Genomic DNA, 16,784 nt, shown 5'->3' with positions numbered 1-16,784 from the left:
GGGCTTCTCCAGCCGGAAGCGTCGGTTTGCGCCGGGCGTCCGGCATCCTTATTCTGGCCTTGAAGCCTTCCGGGGCGGCCTGTGGGACGGTGAATGTGAGCGAGCACGAGCAGAAAAATAGCTATACCTTCGAAGACCTGATCGAATGCGCCAAGGGCAACCTTTTCGGTCCCGGGAACGCCCAGCTGCCGCTGCCGCCGATGCTGATGTTCGACCGCATCGTCAAAATCGATTCGACCGGGGGCAAGTACGGCAAGGGCGAGATCATTGCCGAGCTGGACGTGAAGCCCGAACTCTGGTTCTTCGCCTGCCATTTCAAGGGCGACCCGGTGATGCCGGGCTGCCTGGGCCTCGATGCGCTCTGGCAGATGCTGGGCTTCTTCCTGGGCTGGATGAAGGCGCCGGGCCGCGGCCGGGCGATCGGCGTGGGCGAGGTCAAGCTGACCGGCATGATCGTGCCGACCGTCAGGAAGCTGACCTATCACGTGCATCCCAAGCGCCTGATCCTGCGGCGCCTCGTCATGGGGGTCGGCGACGGCTTCGTGACGGCCGACGGCAACCCGGTCTATGAGGCGATCGACATGAAGGTCGGCCTGGTGAAGGACGCCGCGACGCCGGCGGCGGCAGTCTGATGAAGCGCGTCGTCGTCACGGGCCTGGGAATCGTCTCCCCGATCGGCAACAACGCCGCGGAAGTGATTCAGTCGCTGAAGGAAGGCAAGTCGGGCATCGAATTCGTGCCGCAGTATCGCGAACTTGGCTTCCGCAGCCAGGTCGCCGGCACCCTGAAGCTCAATGTCGAGGAGCTGGTCGACCGGCGCCTCATGCGGTTCATGGGCAACGGCGCCGCCTATGCGTACCTCTCGATGAAGCAGGCGATCGAAGATGCCGGCCTGTCGGAGGCCGAAATCTCGAACGACCGGACCGGCCTCGTCGCCGGCTCGGGCGGGCCGACGACCGGCGCCATCGTGCAGGCGGCCGTCGTCGCCAAGGAAAAGGGCCCCAAGCGCGTCGGTCCCTTCCAGGTACCGCGCGCCATGTCGAGCACCGTCTCGGCGAACCTCGCCACGGCCTACAAGATCAAGGGCCCGAGCTATTCGATCAGCTCGGCCTGCTCGACCTCGGCACACTGCATCGGCAACGCCGTCGAGACCATCCAGCTCGGCAAGGCCGACCGCATGTTCGCGGGCGGCGGCGAGGAGCTGGAATGGACGCTCTCCGTGCTGTTCGATGCCATGGGCGCCATGTCGTCGAAGTTCAACGACACGCCGCAGCGAGCCAGCCGCGCCTATGACAGGGACCGCGACGGTTTCGTCATCGCCGGCGGCGGTGGCATCGTGGTGCTGGAGGATCTCGAGGTCGCCAAGGCCCGTGGCGCGAAGATCTACGCCGAGGTGATCGGCTATGGCGCGACGTCCGATGGCGCCGACATGGTCGCTCCCTCCGGCGAAGGCGCACGGCGCTGCATGAAGCTCGCGCTCGCGGGCTTCCCCGGCGCCCCGCGGCGCAATTTACCGGTCGACTACATCAACACCCACGGTACGGCGACGCCGGTCGGCGACATCACCGAGCTCGACGCCATCCGCTCCGTGTTCGGCGACAAGCTGCCCACGGTGAGTTCGACCAAGTCGCTGACCGGCCACAGCCAGGGTGCCACGGGCGCCCACGAGGCGATCTACTCGCTGCTGATGATGAAGGACGACTTCATCGCCGCCTCGGCCAACATCGAGAATCTCGACCCCGGCGCCGAGGGCTATCCCATCGCCCGCCAGCGCATCGACAAGGCCGGACTGCAGACCGTCATGTCGAACAGCTTCGGCTTCGGCGGCACCAACGCCTGCCTCCTGTTCTCCCGCTACGATAACTGAGGCGGATCCTCCATGCCGAACGATCCCGTCGCCAGGTCGCTGCCTGACGTTCCGAAGCTCATGGCCGGCAAGCGCGGCCTGATCATGGGCGTGGCCAACAATCATTCGATCGCCTGGGGCATCACCCAGGCGCTGCACGCGGCGGGCGCCGAAATGGCGTTCACCTATCAAGGTGCGGCGTTCGGCAAACGCGTTCTGCCGATGGTTCAGAAACTCGGGTCCAAGGTGGTCATCGAGGCCGACGTCGAGGACGAGGCGAGCCTCGACCGCCTGTTCGAGACATTGAAGAAGGAATGGGGGCGCCTCGATTTCGTGGTCCATGCCATCGCCTTCTCCGACAAGGACGAGTTGAAGGGCCGCTACGTCGACACGACCAAGGCGAACTTCCAGCGCAGCCTCACCATCTCCTGCTATTCCTTCACCGAGATCGCGCGTCGCGCGCTCCCGCTCATGACCAACGGCGGCAGCCTGATCACGCTGACCTACGAAGGCTCGACGCGGGTGATGCCGTCCTACAACGTCATGGGTGTGGCCAAGGCCGCGCTCGAGGCCAGCGTGCGCTATCTCGCGGCCGATCTCGGCCCGCAGGGCGTGAGGGTGAACGCGATCTCGCCCGGTCCGATGCGCACCCTGGCCGGCGCAGTGATCGGCGGCGCGCGCTACGTCTATCGCGTGTCGCGCGACGCGGCCCCGCTGCGCCGCAACGTCGAGCTGAGCGATGTCGGCGGTGCGGCGCTCTACTACCTGTCGGACCTCAGCGCCGGCGTCACCGGCACGGTACACTTCGTCGATTCGGGCTATCACGCGATCGGCCTGCCGCATGACGGCAGTGCCGCCCCCAGCGCCAGCGGCGAGCCGTAAACCGCTCCCTCAGGCGATCACGATATCCATCGTGGCAGCCATCGCGCCGGGTTCCAGTCCCGACGCCGGCTCCAGCTTCAATTCGATCCGCTCACGCTGCCCCGGCGTGCGGATCGCCCGCCTGAAGATGCCGTCGCGCTCGTTCTGGGGATCGCCGGCGACATAGAACTGGCTGGTCAGCCTGCGCCCGTCGGCGGTTGCCACCTTGAGATGGATGTGCGGCGCGCGGCCGGGATAGACGACGGGCTTCAACGTGCGGAAGCTGTAGCGGCCCTCGGCATCGACCAGCATGCGGCCATAGCCCTGGAACGCCGCATCGCGCCGGTCACGGCCCGACTGGCGCGGATGGTCGTAAATGCCCTGCGCGTCGCACTGCCAGATCTCGACCATCGCGCCGCCGCGCGCGCCACCACCGAGGTCGATCACCCGCCCCTGCAGATGCAGCACCTGCCCCATCGCCTGCGCCGCCTGGCCGCGCACCCGGACGAGGTCGTTGTCGATATCGGCCGGGAAACCCGCCGGATAGAACGGCCCCTCGGTCTGGTCGGGCGTCGGCACGAGGCCGGCGGCAAGGACCGCAGGAAGCGGCATCAGGCTGAGGCCGGCGCCGGCCAGCAGGGTGCGGCGGAAGAGAATCGAAGGCTTCGTCATGAAGCAAAGTTTGCAGACAAAAACGGCGGCCAGAAGGCCGCCGATTCTGGCTTCGTTGCCCTACTGGTCGAGTTCGGCCTTGTTTTCCTTGATGAGCCGGTCGATGCGCGCGGGCCTACCGTAGCGTCGACCGCGACCTTTCCTGCAAGCGCCGCCTTCGAAGCAACTGAATTCCTGTCCGGCTGGTACTGGCGGCACCTGGAGGCCTTGCCGTGGAGCAAGCCGGGCCGCGTCGGCCCAGGCACTGTCCGGTCTTCTTGAAGTTACGTTGGTGCGCGAAGATCTGTAGCGGCTCTACCGCTTCGCGCCATCGAGGAAGAGCATGAAACGCGCGAGAGGCCATTTGAACAGCAGTAGATAGGCGACGTGTAGAATGACGAGACCGACCAGTAGGTTCGCCAGCAACTCGTGCACCTCCGACAGGGCGCCCTCCTGCTCTTCTCGTTCGGTCGCAGCCTTCGCCGAGGCGATTTCGACTTTTTTGTCCGCCGAGTCTTCAGCGCTGGCTGTTGCAATTGCGCTTCCCGTCGCGAGGCCTATCGCCCGGCCGCGGTCCAGGGCGATGCCTGTTGCGGACACGCCGATCAGGCATATGCCGATGCCGAGGAGGAGCGTCCGGCTGATGGCCGGATGGGTCATGGCGTTGCCGAGTTTCAGACCGGCGAAGTGAGGATAGAACCGCATCAAGCCCAGTTGCGGCGCGCCCGTCAGGGCCCAAAGCACCCGCCCGATCAGCACCACGGACACGGCATACCCCAACCACGCGTGAACGAGGCCCATTTCCCCGGTTGCATAGGCGGCGACGGCCAGCACAGCCAACAGGGCGTGGTAGGCGCGAAGACGATGCATGACCGACATAGGGCGCACTCCGTGACATTGCGAGACAAGCCTTGGGTGCTTCGCGCCGCCGGAGGCGTAGAGCGTGGATGGCTTCGCCGGTCGACGGATGCCAATCGCCTATGACGTTCGATAACGAACAATCGCAGGTCAGGTTCCATAAGGCTGCAGGAGATGCAGCCAACCCTCCAGTCACTCGGACGAAGCCTTTAGGCCGCGACAAACAAAAACGGCGGCCCGTGGGCCGCCGTCTCCGTTATCGATCGATCGACGACTACTCGCCAGCGGCGGGAGCCTCGTCGACGGGCTTGTTCGAGATGTCCTCGCCGGTCTCCTGGTCGACCACCTTCATCGAGAGGCGGACCTTGCCGCGGTCGTCGACGCCCAGGACCTTGACCTTGACCTGGTCGCCTTCCTTGATGACGTCCGTCACCTTGGCGACGCGGCGCGGCGCCAGTTCCGAGATGTGCACGAGGCCGTCGCGCGCACCGAGGAAGTTCACGAAGGCGCCGAACTCGACGGTCTTCACGACCTTGCCGGTGTAGATCACGCCGACTTCCGGCTCGGCCACGATGCCCTTGATCCAGTCGATGGCGCGCTGGCCGGCCTTGGCGTCCACCGCCGCGACCTTGATCGTGCCGTCGTCCTCGATGTCGATCTTGGTGCCGGTCTGCTCGGTGATCTCGCGGATCACCTTGCCGCCCGTACCGATGACTTCACGGATCTTGTCCTTGGGGATCGTGAACTGCGTGATGCGCGGCGCGGTCGATGCGACGCCCTCGCGCGCGCCGCCCAGACCCTTGGCCATCTCGCCCAGGATGTGGATGCGGCCGTCCTTAGCCTGGCCGAGCGCCACCTTCATGATCTCCTCGGTGATCGAGGTGATCTTGATGTCCATCTGCAGCGAGGTGATGCCCCGCTCCGTGCCGGCGACCTTGAAGTCCATGTCGCCGAGGTGATCCTCGTCGCCCAGGATGTCGGACAGGACGGCGAAGCGCTCGCCTTCCTTGATCAGGCCCATGGCGATGCCCGCCACCGGACGCTCCATCGGCACGCCGGCATCCATCAGCGACAGCGAGCCGCCGCAGACCGTTGCCATCGACGAGGAGCCGTTCGACTCGGTGATCTCCGACACGATGCGGATCGTGTAGGGGAACTTGTCCTTCGACGGCAGCATCGGGCGCAGCGCGCGGAAGGCGAGCTTGCCATGGCCGATCTCGCGGCGGCCGGGCGAACCCATGCGGCGCACTTCACCCACCGAGTAGGGAGGGAAGTTGTAGTGCAGCATGAAGTGCTCGCGGTACTCGCCCTCGAGCGCGTCGATGATCTGCTCGTCCTGGCCGGTGCCCAGCGTGGCCACGACCAGCGCCTGCGTCTCGCCGCGGGTGAACAGCGAGGAGCCGTGGGCGCGCGGCAGGATGCCGACCTCGGCCACGATCGGACGGACGGTCTTGGTGTCGCGGCCGTCGATGCGCTTGCCGGTATCGAGGATGGCGTTGCGCACGACGTCGGCCTCGAGGTTGCCGAACTGCTCGCCGAACGCGGCCAGGGCTGCCTCGTCGCCCTCGAACAGCTTCTTGGCTTCGGTCTTCACCGCGCCAATCTTGGCCTGGCGGGCCTGCTTCTGGGTCTCGGCGAACGCCTCGACGAGCTTGCCGCGCATCTCGGCCTTGAGCTTCTCCGACACGGTCTTCGACGCTTCCGACGGGTCGGTGAGCGGCAGCGGTTCCTTGGCGCAATGCTCGGCAAGCTGGATGATCGCGTCGATCACCGGCTGGAACGAACGATGGGCCTCCATGACGGCGTCCAGCATGACCTCCTCGGACAGCTCCTTGGCTTCCGATTCGACCATCAGCACGCCTTCCTTGGTGCCGGCGACGACGAGATCGAGCGAGCTCGTCTCGAGCTGGACCTTGGTCGGGTTCACGACGAACTTGCCGTCGATGTAGCCGACGCGGGCCGCGCCGATCGGACCCATGAAGGGCACGCCCGAGATCGTGAGCGCGGCCGACGTCGCGACCATCGCCAGGATGTCGGGATCGTTCTCGAGATCGTGGGCCAGCGTCGTGACGACGACCAGCGTCTCGTTGCGATAGCTCTCGTGGAACAGCGGGCGGATCGGGCGATCGATCAGGCGCGAGGTCAGGATCTCCTTCTCGCTGGGACGGCCCTCACGCTTGAAGAAGCCACCCGGGATCTTGCCCGCGGCGAAGGCCTTCTCCTGGTAGTTCACGGTCAGCGGGAAGAAATCGAGGCCGGGCTTCGGCTTCTTCTCGAACACGACGGCGGCCAGCACGGTGGTGCCGCCGTAGCTCGCCATCACGGCACCGTCGGCCTGGCGCGCGATCTTGCCGGTCTCGAGCACGAGCTTGCGCCCGGCCCACTCGACTTCCTTGCGAAAGACTTCAAACATTCTCATTCATCCTTTCCATCACGGTCGCGCACCCCCGTTTGGCTGCGACCGCCCACCGGCGCCCTTGCGCCGGCAGGACCGGGTCAGGCGTTTGCTCTCGCCCCTGCCTTCCCAGTTACTGCGAAGTCGCGTCAGCCGGCCGAACTCACGGGGACCGGGCGACGCGACGCGAAAAGGCCCCATCCGAGGATGGGGCCGTTGGATCAACGACGCAGACCCAGACGTTCGATCAACGTGGCGTAGCGCTGGTTGTCGCGCGACTTGAGGTAGTCGAGAAGGCGGCGGCGCTGGCCGACCATCTTCAGCAGACCACGGCGCGAATGGTGGTCCTTCGCGTGGCCCTTGAAGTGCTCGGTGAGGTTGGAAATACGCTCGCTGAGGATCGCGACCTGGACTTCCGGCGAACCTGTGTCGCCTTCGGCCTGGGCATACGTCTTGATCAGCTCCGCCTTGCGGTCGGCTGTAATCGACATCGGTCATCTCCTGAAACTAAAGGTTGAACACGCGCACCGGCTGGAGAGCGACGCCGTCCGAACGGACCAGTGCCACGAGCCTGCTGCCGACCTCGGCGCGAACAAGTGCGCCGGACGGAGGTGCGTCCCGGGTCAAGAGAACAGGCTGGCCTTGGCGCAACCGGTCCGCTTGGGCTTCCGTCAGGGCCAGCGCCGGGATGTCGTCCAGCGCGGTCGCAACGGGAGCCAGGACCCCGAAGAGCGCGGGAATATGCCCGAGGGCCTCCAGTTTGGAAAGCGAAATGGACCCTTCTTCCCGGAACGGTCCCACAACCGTCCGGCGCAGCGCGGAGAGGTGTCCGACGGTTCCGAGCGCCAGCGCCAGATCGCGTCCGAGGGACCGGATATAGGTGCCCTTCCCGCACTGGACCACGAAATCTGCGTGGTCGGCGTCCGGTCGGCCGATCATCTCAAGCCGCTCGATCAGGACCCGCCGCAGCTTCAGTTCGACTGATTCGCCGGCCCGGGCGAGATCGTAGGCCCGCTTGCCATCGATTTTCAGCGCCGAGAAGGCGGGTGGCCGCTGTTCGATCTCTCCCAGGAAGGCCGGCAGGGCGGCTGAGAGGGCGGCGTCGGTGGGCCGGACATCGCTGGTCGCCGTGACCTCGCCCTCGGCATCCTCGGTCGAGCGGGCTTCGCCGAATAGCAGGGTGAACCGGTACTCCTTCCGCGCGTCCATGATGAAGGGCACGGTCTTGGTCGCCTCGCCGAGCGCGATCGGCAGGATCCCGCTGGCCAGCGGATCGAGCGTGCCGCCATGTCCGGCCTTCTGCGCGCCGAACAGCCGGCGCACGCGCCCGACGGCCGGGGTCGAGCCGAGCCCGAGCGGCTTGTCGAGCACGATCCACCCGTCGACCTTCTCGCCCTTCTTCCTGCGCGCCATATCCGACCTGTTGCCCACCCTTCGAGACGGCTGCTGCGCAGCCTCCTCAGGGTGAGGTCTCCTTTATTGCCACACACAAACCTCACCCTGAGGAGCGGCCGCAGGCCGCGTCTCGAAGGGTCGGCTATCCGCGAAGCGCTCGTTTAGGCCGACAGACCGTTGCGCGCCAGCCATCGGTTCAGGCAGGCTGTGCGCATGAAATCAGGATTGCAGTCGGATCGTGTCCGGCAAGGCACGCTGTTCGGACTGTTCTTCCTCTCGGGAGCCGCCGCCCTCATCTACCAGACCGCGTGGCATCGGCTGCTCGGCCTGTTCGCCGGCGCCGACACAATCGCGGCCGCGCTGGTCGTCGGCGCCTTCCTGCTGGGTCTGGGCATCGGCAGCCTCGCCGCCGGCCTCTATGCCGATCGCCTGTCGCGCCGCGCCGCCCTGATCGCCTTCGCGATCTGCGAGGTCGGCATTGCGGTCTTCGCCGTGCTCAGCCCGTGGCTCTACTACGACGTGATCTATCGCGAGTTGCTGCCGCTCGCGGAGTCGCGCGGCGTGATCTTCGCCATCGTCTTCGCGGGTCTGCTGTGGCCGACCTTCCTGATGGGCTGCTCGCTGCCGTTCCTCTCCAAGGCGATCGTCAGCCAGATCGCGGGCTCCGCGCAGCTCATCGGCTGGCTCTACGGCCTCAACACGCTGGGCGCCGGCGTCGGCGCCTTTTTCGGCGGCTGGTACCTGATCGGCACGGTGGGCTTCGACAAGGCGGTCTATCTCGGCGCCCTGATCAACCTCGTCGTGGCGGTGGGCGGTCTCCTGCTGGCGCGCGGCCTCGACATGGAAGACACGAGTCGATCGGACAGGACGAAGAGTTCCGAAACGGTGGACGGGGTCGTGTGGCGATGGTCGCTGCTGGTGTTCATCAGCGGCTTCCTGATCGTGGCGCTGCAGATCGTCTGGTACCGGCTGATCGGCGTACTGCTGCAATCGAACGGCTACAGTTTCTCGCTGGTGCTGACGGTGTTCCTGCTGGGTGACGCCGCCGGCCTGATGGTCGGCGCGCGGGTCATCGACCGCATCGCCGACCCGCGCCGCTTCTTCTTCCTGATGCAGGGCATCGCCACGGCGCTGGCCCTGGCCGGCGCATGGTTCGTCTATCTCGGCATCGGCGCGGGAATCCTGCCCGCCACCTTCGTCGACCGCGACATCATGGGGCCCAACACCGCCAACCCGGCGCTGATCCTGCTGCTGCTCGCCATCGTCGTGCTGCCGGCCTCGTTCATCATGGGTTTTTCGTTCCCGGTGGTGCAGAAGGCCGTGCAGCGCGACCTCGACCGGCTGGGCAGCCGGGTCGGCTTCGTGCAGCTGGCCAACATCGTCGGCAACAGCATGGGCAGCCTGGTGGCCGGCCTGCTGCTGCTCGATCTCGTCGGCACGGCCGGGACCCTGAAGCTGCTGGTGGCGATCGGCCTCGCCTTCTCGGTCCTGCAGTTCGCGGGACCGCGCGCCACGCGCTGGGCCTGGCTGCCGGCCGGGGTGCTGGTGGCGGGGCTGCTGTTCTTTCCGGGCGGCGAGGCCTTCTGGCGTCGCCTGCACGGGCTCACCACGGAAAGGGCCATCGTCGCCGAGGACAAGACCGGCCTCAGCCTGCTCAAGATGTCGGACAGCGGCGCCGGCAAGGAGGATGGCCGACTGTACATCCAGGGCCATTCGCAGAGCCGGCTGCCCTTCGACACCGTCCATTCCTATCTCGGCGCCATCGGCCCGTTGACCCATGGCACGCCCCGGCGCGTGCTGGTGATCGGCTCCGGCACCGGCGGAACGCCCTATGCGGCCGGGCTCAATCCCGCGACGGAGAAGGTCAAGGTGATCGAGATCGTGGCGCCGGTGATCGAGACGCTGAAGAGCTACACCGCTGCCGGCGGCAAATCGGGGGTCGACGAGCTGCTATCGAGCAAGCGCTTCGACGTGACGGTCGCCGACGGCCGCCATTCGCTGGCGCTCGATCCGGTGCGCTACGACGTGATCGAGGCCGACGCCATCCTGCCAAAGACCGCGCTGTCGGGCCTGTTGAACAGCCGCGAATTCTTCGAGCAGGTGAGAGCCAGGCTGGCGCCGGGTGGCATCTACGTGCAATGGGCGCCCACCGAGCGTTCGGTCGCGACGTTCCGCTCGGTCTTTCCCTACGTCACCATGGTTCATCCGGCGATGCTGGGCAGCGACCGGGCCATTCCCTACAGCCGCGAGAAGATCGCCGCGCTGCTGGCACGGCCCGACGTGACGGCGCACCTGAAGGCGGCGCGGATCGACCAGGCCGAACTGGCCAAATGGTTCGGGGACAAGAAGGTGGAGGTGCTGAACGACGGCAGGACCGTGCCGACGCCTTCGCCCAACACGGATTTCTTTCCGCGCGACGAGTACTACCTCAATCGTCGTCCTTGATGTCGCGGGCGACGTCGGGCCGGCGCAGCAGGGCGCCGATCTTGTCGGCCTCGTCGAAGGTGCGATCGATCGCGAAGCGGATCTCGGGCGCGCTGCGCAGGCCCGCCTTCTCGCTGACCCGGCCGCGGAACCACGGCGCGGCCCGGCGCAGCGCACCGAGCAGCCGCTCCTGATCGCCGCCGCCCAGCGGCATCACGTAGGCGGTGGCGTTGCGCAGGTCGGGGCTGATATCGACCGACGTCACGGTGATCGTGGCGTCGCGCAGGTCGGGATCGTGCATGTTTCCCCGTTCGAGGAGATCGGCCAACAGGTGGCGGATCTCCTCGCCGACGCGCAGCTGACGCTGGCCGGGAGCACGATTTTCTTTGTCGGACGAGCGACGTCGCGACATGGGGCTTTCCTCTTATCTCTCACCTCCCCCGATGATGGGGGAGGCAATCACTACAGGGTCGCCTGGACCTGCTCGACGTCGAAGCATTCGACGATGTCGCCGACCTTCATGTCTTCGTAGTTCTCGAAGGCCATGCCGCACTCGAAGCCGTGCTGCACTTCCTTCACTTCGTCCTTGAAGCGACGCAGGCTCTTCAGCGTGCCCTCGTGGATCACGATATTGTCGCGCAACAGGCGAACCTTGTTGCCACGCGTGACCTTGCCGTCGGTGACCATGCAGCCCGCGACGTTGCCGGACTTGGTGACCTTGAAGACTTCGCGGATCTGCGCGTTGCCGACCAGGGTCTCCTTGTAGGTCGGGTCGAGCAGGCCGACCATCAGGGCCTGCATGTCCTCGGTCACCTTGTAGATGATCGAGTAGTAGCGGATGTCGACCTTGTCGCGCTTGGCGATCTCGCGCGCCTGCGGGTTCGCACGCACGTTGAAGCCGATGATCAGCGCGCCCGACGCCTTGGCCAGCGTCATGTCGGCTTCGCTGATGCCGCCGACGCCGCTGTAGACGACGCGCGTGATGACCTTCTCCGTGCCGAGGCGCCCCAGCGCACCGGCCAGCGCTTCCGCCGAGCCCTGCACGTCCGCCTTGATCAGCACCGGCAGTTCCTTGGCCGTGCCCTCGCGAATGCCCTTGATCATCTCCTCGAGGGTGCCGCGGCCGCCCGCGACGCGAGCGAGCTCGTTCTGGCGATCACGACGGACGCGGAAATCGGAGATCTCGCGCGCGCGCGCTTCGCTTTCCACGACGTGGAATTCGTCACCTGCCAGCGGCGTGCCAGCAAGGCCGAGGACCTCGACCGGGAAGGCCGGGCCTGCGCTCTCGACCTGCTGTGCGTGGTCGTCGACGAGACGACGCACGCGACCCCAGACCGCGCCGGCGACGATGACGTCGCCGACCCTGAGCGTGCCGCGCTGGACCAGCACCGTGGCGACCGAACCGCGGCCCGGATCGAGCTTGGCTTCGATCACGACACCGTCGGCGGCGCGCCCGGGATTGGCCTTGAGTTCGAGAACCTCGGCCTGCAGCAGGATGGCTTCCTCGAGCTTGTCGAGGTTCATCCGCTTGGTCGCCGAAACCTCGATCGACTGGACGTCGCCGCCCAGCGCTTCGACCTGGATCTCCTCGCGCAGCAGCTCGTTCTGCACCCGGCTCGCATCCGAGCCCGGCTTGTCCATCTTGTTGATGGCCACGATCAGCGGCACGCCGGCCGCCTTGGCATGGGCGATCGCCTCCTTGGTCTGCGGCATGACGCCATCGTCGCCGGCCACCACCAGCACGACGATGTCCGTCACCTTGGCGCCGCGGGCGCGCATGGCGGTGAACGCCTCATGGCCCGGCGTGTCGAGGAAGGTGATCTTCTGCTGGGACGGCAAGGTCACCTGGTAGGCGCCGATGTGCTGGGTGATGCCGCCGGCCTCGTGCGCCGCCACGTCGGTCGCGCGCAGCGCGTCGAGCAGCGACGTCTTGCCGTGATCGACATGGCCCATGATCGTGACGACGGGCGGACGCGACACCATCAGTTCGTCGGCATCGGGAACGTCGGCAAGGCCGGTCTCGACGTCGCTTTCGGTAACGCGCTTGTAGCGGTGACCCATCTCCGTCACGACCAGTTCGGCCGTGTCGGCGTCGATCGCCTGGTTGATGGTGGCCATCACGCCCATGCGCATCAGCGTCTTGATGACGTCCGCACCGCGCTCGGACATACGCGCCGCGAGCTCCTGGACGGTGATCGACTCAGGGATCGTGACTTCGCGATAGACCTTCTGCTGCGGCTCGCTGCCGAACTGCTGGCGACGCTCGCGTTCCAGGCGACGGCGCTGCTGCGCCACCGACCGGCTGCGGAAATCGTTCTCGCCGGCAACCGCACGGCCGACGTCGACCTTGTCGTTGCGGCGCTTGGGCGCCTCGCGACGCGCTCCCGTCGGCTGTGCGGGACGCTTGACGACCACCGGAAGGCGCGGCGGCGGACGGTTTGCAGGAGACGCGGACGGCCGGCGAATCGGCGTCGTCGGGGCCGCCGGCGCGGGAGCCGCGGGCGGCGGTGCCGGACGGGCGCTGATTTCCTGGGTCTGGCGGGCGATCGGGGTTTCCGGCGCGGCCGTCGAGGCCTGGTCGAGACGCTTCTGGACGAGCGCGTCGGCCTTGCGCTTGACCTCTTCCTCGGCCTTCTTGCGCGCCTCTTCCTCGGCGAGGCGCTTGCGATGCTCCTCGTCGGCCTTCTGGCGCACCTCTTCCTCGATCGCGCGACGGCTCGCCTCCTCGGCGGCGCGCTTGCGTGCGATCTCGGCGTCGCGGTTGGCGTCGACCAGGGCGCGAGCGCGCGCTTCCTTCTCTTCCTCGGTCAGTGTGCGCAGCACGATGCCGCGACCGCCGGTCGTACCGGAGCGCATGGGCCCCGGGTTACGGCCAGGTCCGGATCCAGATGAGCTGCTTCCGCCGCTCCTCAGGTTCAGGGTGCGGCCGGCGGGGGCCGGGGGAGCGGCGACCGGCTTCGGCGGCTCGGGGGCCGGCGCGGGCGCCGCCGCAACGGGGGGCGCAGCCGGCGCGGCGGGTGCCGTCCCGGCGCGCTTCACCGGCTTCTTGACCTCGACCGTCACCGCGCGCGTACGCCCGTGCGAAAACTTCTGGCGCACCTGCGTCGCGTCTGCCTTCGACGCCGCGCTCGTGCGCGTGGTCGAGAGGGTCAGCGGCTTGGTCGTCTTGTTCTGTTCGTTCTGTTCCGTCATGTCGGCTGTTGTCCTTGGTCCGCCCCGGCCCGTCAACCGGCGCCGTTCAGCCGGAAGCCGCGCCAGCGCGCCGCTCCGACAGAAATTCGTTCAATGAAGGCCCCGCCCGCATCATCGCGCGCGATCGCCACGTAAACCGCCTGTTCGCGGCCGAAAATTCCGCCCAGCGCGGCAGCGTCGCCGAGCCGCTCGAGCGGCAGGCCGGTCGCCCGCAGCTTCTGCAATCCATCGCCATCGGCCTCGTCGGCCACGACGAGCAATCCCACTTGATGACGGCCGATCATCTGCTCGACCTTCACATAGCCCGCGACGGCGCGCCCCGCCCGCCGCGCCCGGCCGAGATCGGCCAAGGTCCGTTCAAGCAGAAGGTGCTCGACCCGGTCCACCAATTCGGCCGACGCCTTGACCGGCGCCCGCGCTGCCTTGGAGAACAGCTTCTTCTCCACGGCTTTTTCGAGCGCGGCCCGCTCCGCCCGCACCCACATGCCCCGCCCCGGGAGCCGTCGCGCCAGATCCGGCACGACCTCACCCTCCGGCCCGACGACGAACCGGATCATCTGCTCCGGCGCGCCTTCCACGCCGGTCGCGATGCAGGTGCGCATCGGGCCGGCGGGGGGTGCCGAGAGATGGGGTTCCGTCATGTCGAAGGCAAGGTCCGAGGATTGGATCAAGGGGCGTCTTCTCCGTCAGGCCTTGGCCGCTTCGTCGGCCGGTGCGGCCTCGTCGGCGAACCAGTGCTCGCGTGCCTTCATGATGATGGCGTTGGCGGCATCGTTATCCATGGTGCTCTCGCCCACGATCTCGCGCAGCTCGTCGGAGGCCAGGTCGGCCAGGTCGTCGAGCGTCTTCACGCCGGCCTCGCCCAGCGCCACCACCATCGGCAGGGTCAGGCCCTCGGCGTTGGCCACGTCCTCGGCGACGCCCAGCGAAGCCAGGCGCTCGGCCAGCTCGGCGTCGCGCTTCTCGAGATATTCGCGGCCGCGCCGCTGCAGCTCGGTGGCGATTTCCTCGTCGAAGCCCTCGACCGTGGCCAGGTCCTCGACCGCGGCGTCCGAGACGTCCTCGACCGAGGCATAGCCCTCGGCGACCAGCAGATGGGCGATCACGTCGTCGACGTCGAGCGTGGCCTTGAAGAGCTCGGTGCGCTCGCGCGTGTCCTTCTGGCGACGCTCGCTCTCCTCGGTCTCGGTCATGATGTCGATCTCCCAGCCGGTGAGCTGGGACGCGAGCTTCACGTTCTGGCCGCGGCGGCCGATCGCCAGGCTGAGCTGGTCGTCGGGGACGACCACCTCGGTCTTGTTCTTCTCCTCGTCCATCAGCACCTTGCTGACCTCGGCGGGCGCCAGCGCGTTGACGATGAAGTTGGCCGTGTCGTTCGACCACGGGATGATGTCGACCTTCTCGCCCTGCAGTTCCTGCACGACGGCCTGCACGCGGCTGCCGCGCATGCCGACGCAGGCGCCGATCGGGTCGATCGAGCTGTCGTGGCTCAGCACCGCGATCTTGGCGCGGCTGCCAGGATCGCGGGCCACCGCCTTGATCTCGATGATGTTGTCGTAGATCTCGGGCACTTCCTGGGTGAACAGCTTGGCCATGAACTGCGGATGGCTGCGCGACAGGAAGATCTGCGGACCGCGCGGCTCCTCGCGCACGTCGAAGATGTAGGCGCGCACCCGGTCGTTTACGCGCAGGCTCTCGCGCGGGATCGTCTCGTCGCGGCGGATCACGCCCTCGGCGCGCTGCAGGTCGACGGTGATGTTGCCGTAGTCGACGCGCTTGACCACGCCCGACACGATCTCGCCGATGCGGTCCTTGAATTCCTCGTACTGGCGCTTGCGCTCGCTCTCGCGCATGCGCTGCGTGATGACCTGCTTGGCGGTCTGGGCGGCGACGCGGCCGAAGTCGATCGGCGGCAGCTCGTCGGTCAGGAAGTCGCCGACCTGGGCCTCGGGATTGCGGCGCTGGGCGTCGGTCACCGAAACCTGGGTGTTCTCGTTCTCGATCACGTCGGAGACCTGCATGTAGCGCAGCAGCTTGATCTCACCGGTCTTGCGATCGATCTCGGCGCGGATGTCGTGCTCCAGCCCGTACTTGGCACGGCCGGACTTCTGGATGGCCTGTTCCATCGCCTCGAGCACTTCCTCGCGCTCGATGCCCTTTTCGCGGGCGACCATGTCGGCCACCTGCAGCATTTCGAGGCGCGGGATATCGGCTGTCGTCGCCATGTCTCTTCCCTCTTCCTTAAGCTTTAGCCAGTCCGTTCAGTGGGTCTGCCCGGCCGCGCCTTCGGCGGCCAGACGATGTTCTTCGATCAGGCGGTCGGTCAGTTCGAGCTTGGCGCGGGTCACGGCTTCGAGCGGCACCGCGGCCTCCTTGCCGTCGTCCAGGCGCAGCCGGACCAGATTGTTCTCCAGCCCGAGCAGCGTTCCCTTGAAGCGACGCCGTCCCTCCACCGGAAGCGCGGTCTCGAGCCGGGCGATGTGACCCGCCCAGCGCACGTAATCCTTGGGCCGGGTCAGCGGCCGGTCGATGCCGGGCGAGCTCACTTCCAGCGTGTAGGCCTCGGTGATCGGGTCCTCGACGTCCAGCACGGCCGAGACGGCGCGCGACACGGTCGCGCAATCCTCGACGTCCAGGGTCCTTCCATCGGCGGGCTCGATCATGATCTGCAGGGTCCCGCCCTTGCTCAAGGCGACACGAACCAGCTCGAAGCCCATGCCGACGATCGTCGGGGCAACGATGTCTTCGATTCGACGCAGCAGATCGGTCACGCGGGCGGCACTTCTCGACGATTGGGGGTGGTGGGACTGGGCCAAATGAAAAGAGCGGGTTTTCGGCCCACTCTTTTTCTTTGGTTCATCCCGTGAACCCGATGAGGATGGCGCGGATATAGGCCCCTGTCCGCCGGCTGGCAAGGGATTCCAGCATGCTCTATGGGGGGACCTGAGCGACCCTCTATATATAGTGTTAGCTAACCCTCCCCATTCAAATGCAGGGCTGTCCGGGGAAATGACGCGCGATTTCGGATAGGGGAAAATTGTCATCCCGAGCGCAGCGAGGGTGTGGATTCAAGTTTGAAGTGCAACAGTTGAGCGATGAATACCTCGGCCGGGGTCTTGAACCCAAGGCATTTGCGCGGGGTGTTGTTGTAGGCGGCGATGC

At 66.9% G+C, this 16,784-nt stretch carries 14 protein-coding genes; 4 read left to right on the top strand and 10 right to left on the bottom strand.

The window, feature by feature from the left end; genetic code table 11:
- The first annotated feature begins 95 nt into the window (after nucleotides 1-95).
- From fabA to Q7V45_RS14515, 3 genes are read left to right on the top strand one after another with little or no spacing between them, the layout of a single operon-like run.
- On the top strand, nucleotides 96-632 hold the full coding sequence (gene fabA / locus Q7V45_RS14525) for a bifunctional 3-hydroxydecanoyl-ACP dehydratase/trans-2-decenoyl-ACP isomerase (RefSeq protein ID WP_304853267.1): 537 nt from the start codon (nucleotides 96-98) through the stop codon (nucleotides 630-632).
- A complete protein-coding gene (fabB, locus tag Q7V45_RS14520) occupies nucleotides 632-1,867 on the top strand; it encodes a beta-ketoacyl-ACP synthase I (RefSeq protein WP_304853265.1) in 1,236 nt (411 codons plus the stop codon). The genes fabA and fabB overlap by 1 nt, the downstream gene beginning before the upstream one ends.
- A gap of 12 nt (nucleotides 1,868-1,879) precedes the next feature.
- Nucleotides 1,880-2,728 (top strand): SDR family oxidoreductase, encoded by an 849-nt coding sequence (locus tag Q7V45_RS14515; RefSeq protein ID WP_304853263.1) that lies wholly within the window; start codon nucleotides 1,880-1,882, stop codon nucleotides 2,726-2,728.
- A 9-nt stretch (nucleotides 2,729-2,737) separates the two neighbouring features.
- Here the strand turns inward: Q7V45_RS14515 and Q7V45_RS14510 are convergent, their stop codons facing one another.
- The 5 genes from Q7V45_RS14510 to truB all read right to left on the bottom strand — a co-directional run bounded on the left by Q7V45_RS14510 (nucleotide 2,738) and on the right by truB (nucleotide 8,024).
- Nucleotides 2,738-3,379, bottom strand: coding sequence for a protocatechuate 3,4-dioxygenase (locus tag Q7V45_RS14510; RefSeq protein ID WP_304853261.1), 642 nt, complete (start codon nucleotides 3,377-3,379; stop codon nucleotides 2,738-2,740).
- A gap of 294 nt (nucleotides 3,380-3,673) precedes the next feature.
- Entirely contained in the window at nucleotides 3,674-4,237 is a 564-nt protein-coding gene (locus Q7V45_RS14505; RefSeq protein WP_304853259.1) for a cytochrome b/b6 domain-containing protein, read from the bottom strand.
- 253 nt (nucleotides 4,238-4,490) lie between these two features.
- Entirely contained in the window at nucleotides 4,491-6,629 is a 2,139-nt protein-coding gene (pnp, locus tag Q7V45_RS14500) for a polyribonucleotide nucleotidyltransferase (protein ID WP_304853256.1), read from the bottom strand.
- A gap of 203 nt (nucleotides 6,630-6,832) precedes the next feature.
- Complete coding sequence (gene rpsO / locus Q7V45_RS14495) at nucleotides 6,833-7,102, bottom strand: 30S ribosomal protein S15 (protein ID WP_304853252.1); 270 nt, start codon at nucleotides 7,100-7,102, stop codon at nucleotides 6,833-6,835.
- A 16-nt stretch (nucleotides 7,103-7,118) separates the two neighbouring features.
- The gene (truB, locus tag Q7V45_RS14490; RefSeq protein WP_304853250.1) at nucleotides 7,119-8,024 is read right to left on the bottom strand and encodes a tRNA pseudouridine(55) synthase TruB; all 906 of its coding nucleotides are present in this window, start codon (nucleotides 8,022-8,024) and stop codon (nucleotides 7,119-7,121) included.
- A 195-nt stretch (nucleotides 8,025-8,219) separates the two neighbouring features.
- On the opposite strand from truB, the gene Q7V45_RS14485 reads away from it, so the two are divergent.
- Nucleotides 8,220-10,451, top strand: a complete 2,232-nt coding sequence (locus Q7V45_RS14485) for a hypothetical protein (protein WP_304853247.1) — start codon at nucleotides 8,220-8,222, stop codon at nucleotides 10,449-10,451.
- Here Q7V45_RS14485 and rbfA read toward each other — a convergent pair.
- The 5 genes from rbfA to rimP form a co-directional block, all read right to left on the bottom strand.
- A complete protein-coding gene (gene rbfA / locus Q7V45_RS14480; RefSeq protein WP_304853244.1) occupies nucleotides 10,435-10,842 on the bottom strand; it encodes a 30S ribosome-binding factor RbfA in 408 nt (135 codons plus the stop codon). The genes Q7V45_RS14485 and rbfA overlap by 17 nt on opposite strands.
- A 50-nt stretch (nucleotides 10,843-10,892) precedes the next feature.
- Nucleotides 10,893-13,622, bottom strand: a complete 2,730-nt coding sequence (gene infB, locus Q7V45_RS14475) for a translation initiation factor IF-2 (RefSeq protein ID WP_304853242.1) — start codon at nucleotides 13,620-13,622, stop codon at nucleotides 10,893-10,895.
- A 32-nt stretch (nucleotides 13,623-13,654) separates the two neighbouring features.
- Nucleotides 13,655-14,224, bottom strand: a complete 570-nt coding sequence (locus Q7V45_RS14470; protein ID WP_304853240.1) for a DUF448 domain-containing protein — start codon at nucleotides 14,222-14,224, stop codon at nucleotides 13,655-13,657.
- 84 nt (nucleotides 14,225-14,308) lie between these two features.
- Complete coding sequence (gene nusA, locus Q7V45_RS14465; RefSeq protein ID WP_304853238.1) at nucleotides 14,309-15,847, bottom strand: transcription termination factor NusA; 1,539 nt, start codon at nucleotides 15,845-15,847, stop codon at nucleotides 14,309-14,311.
- Between the two features lie 36 nt (nucleotides 15,848-15,883).
- Nucleotides 15,884-16,393 carry a ribosome maturation factor RimP gene (rimP, locus tag Q7V45_RS14460; protein ID WP_304853235.1) on the bottom strand — a complete coding sequence of 170 codons (510 nt, stop codon included), beginning with the start codon at nucleotides 16,391-16,393 and terminating at the stop codon, nucleotides 15,884-15,886.
- Between the last annotated feature and the right edge of the window lie 391 nt (nucleotides 16,394-16,784).

Source organism: Reyranella sp. (genome assembly GCF_030651995.1).
Classification (GTDB): domain Bacteria; phylum Pseudomonadota; class Alphaproteobacteria; order Reyranellales; family Reyranellaceae; genus Reyranella.
Note: the sequence above shows the minus strand (reverse complement) of the source record. Positions and strands in the feature narration are given on the sequence as shown.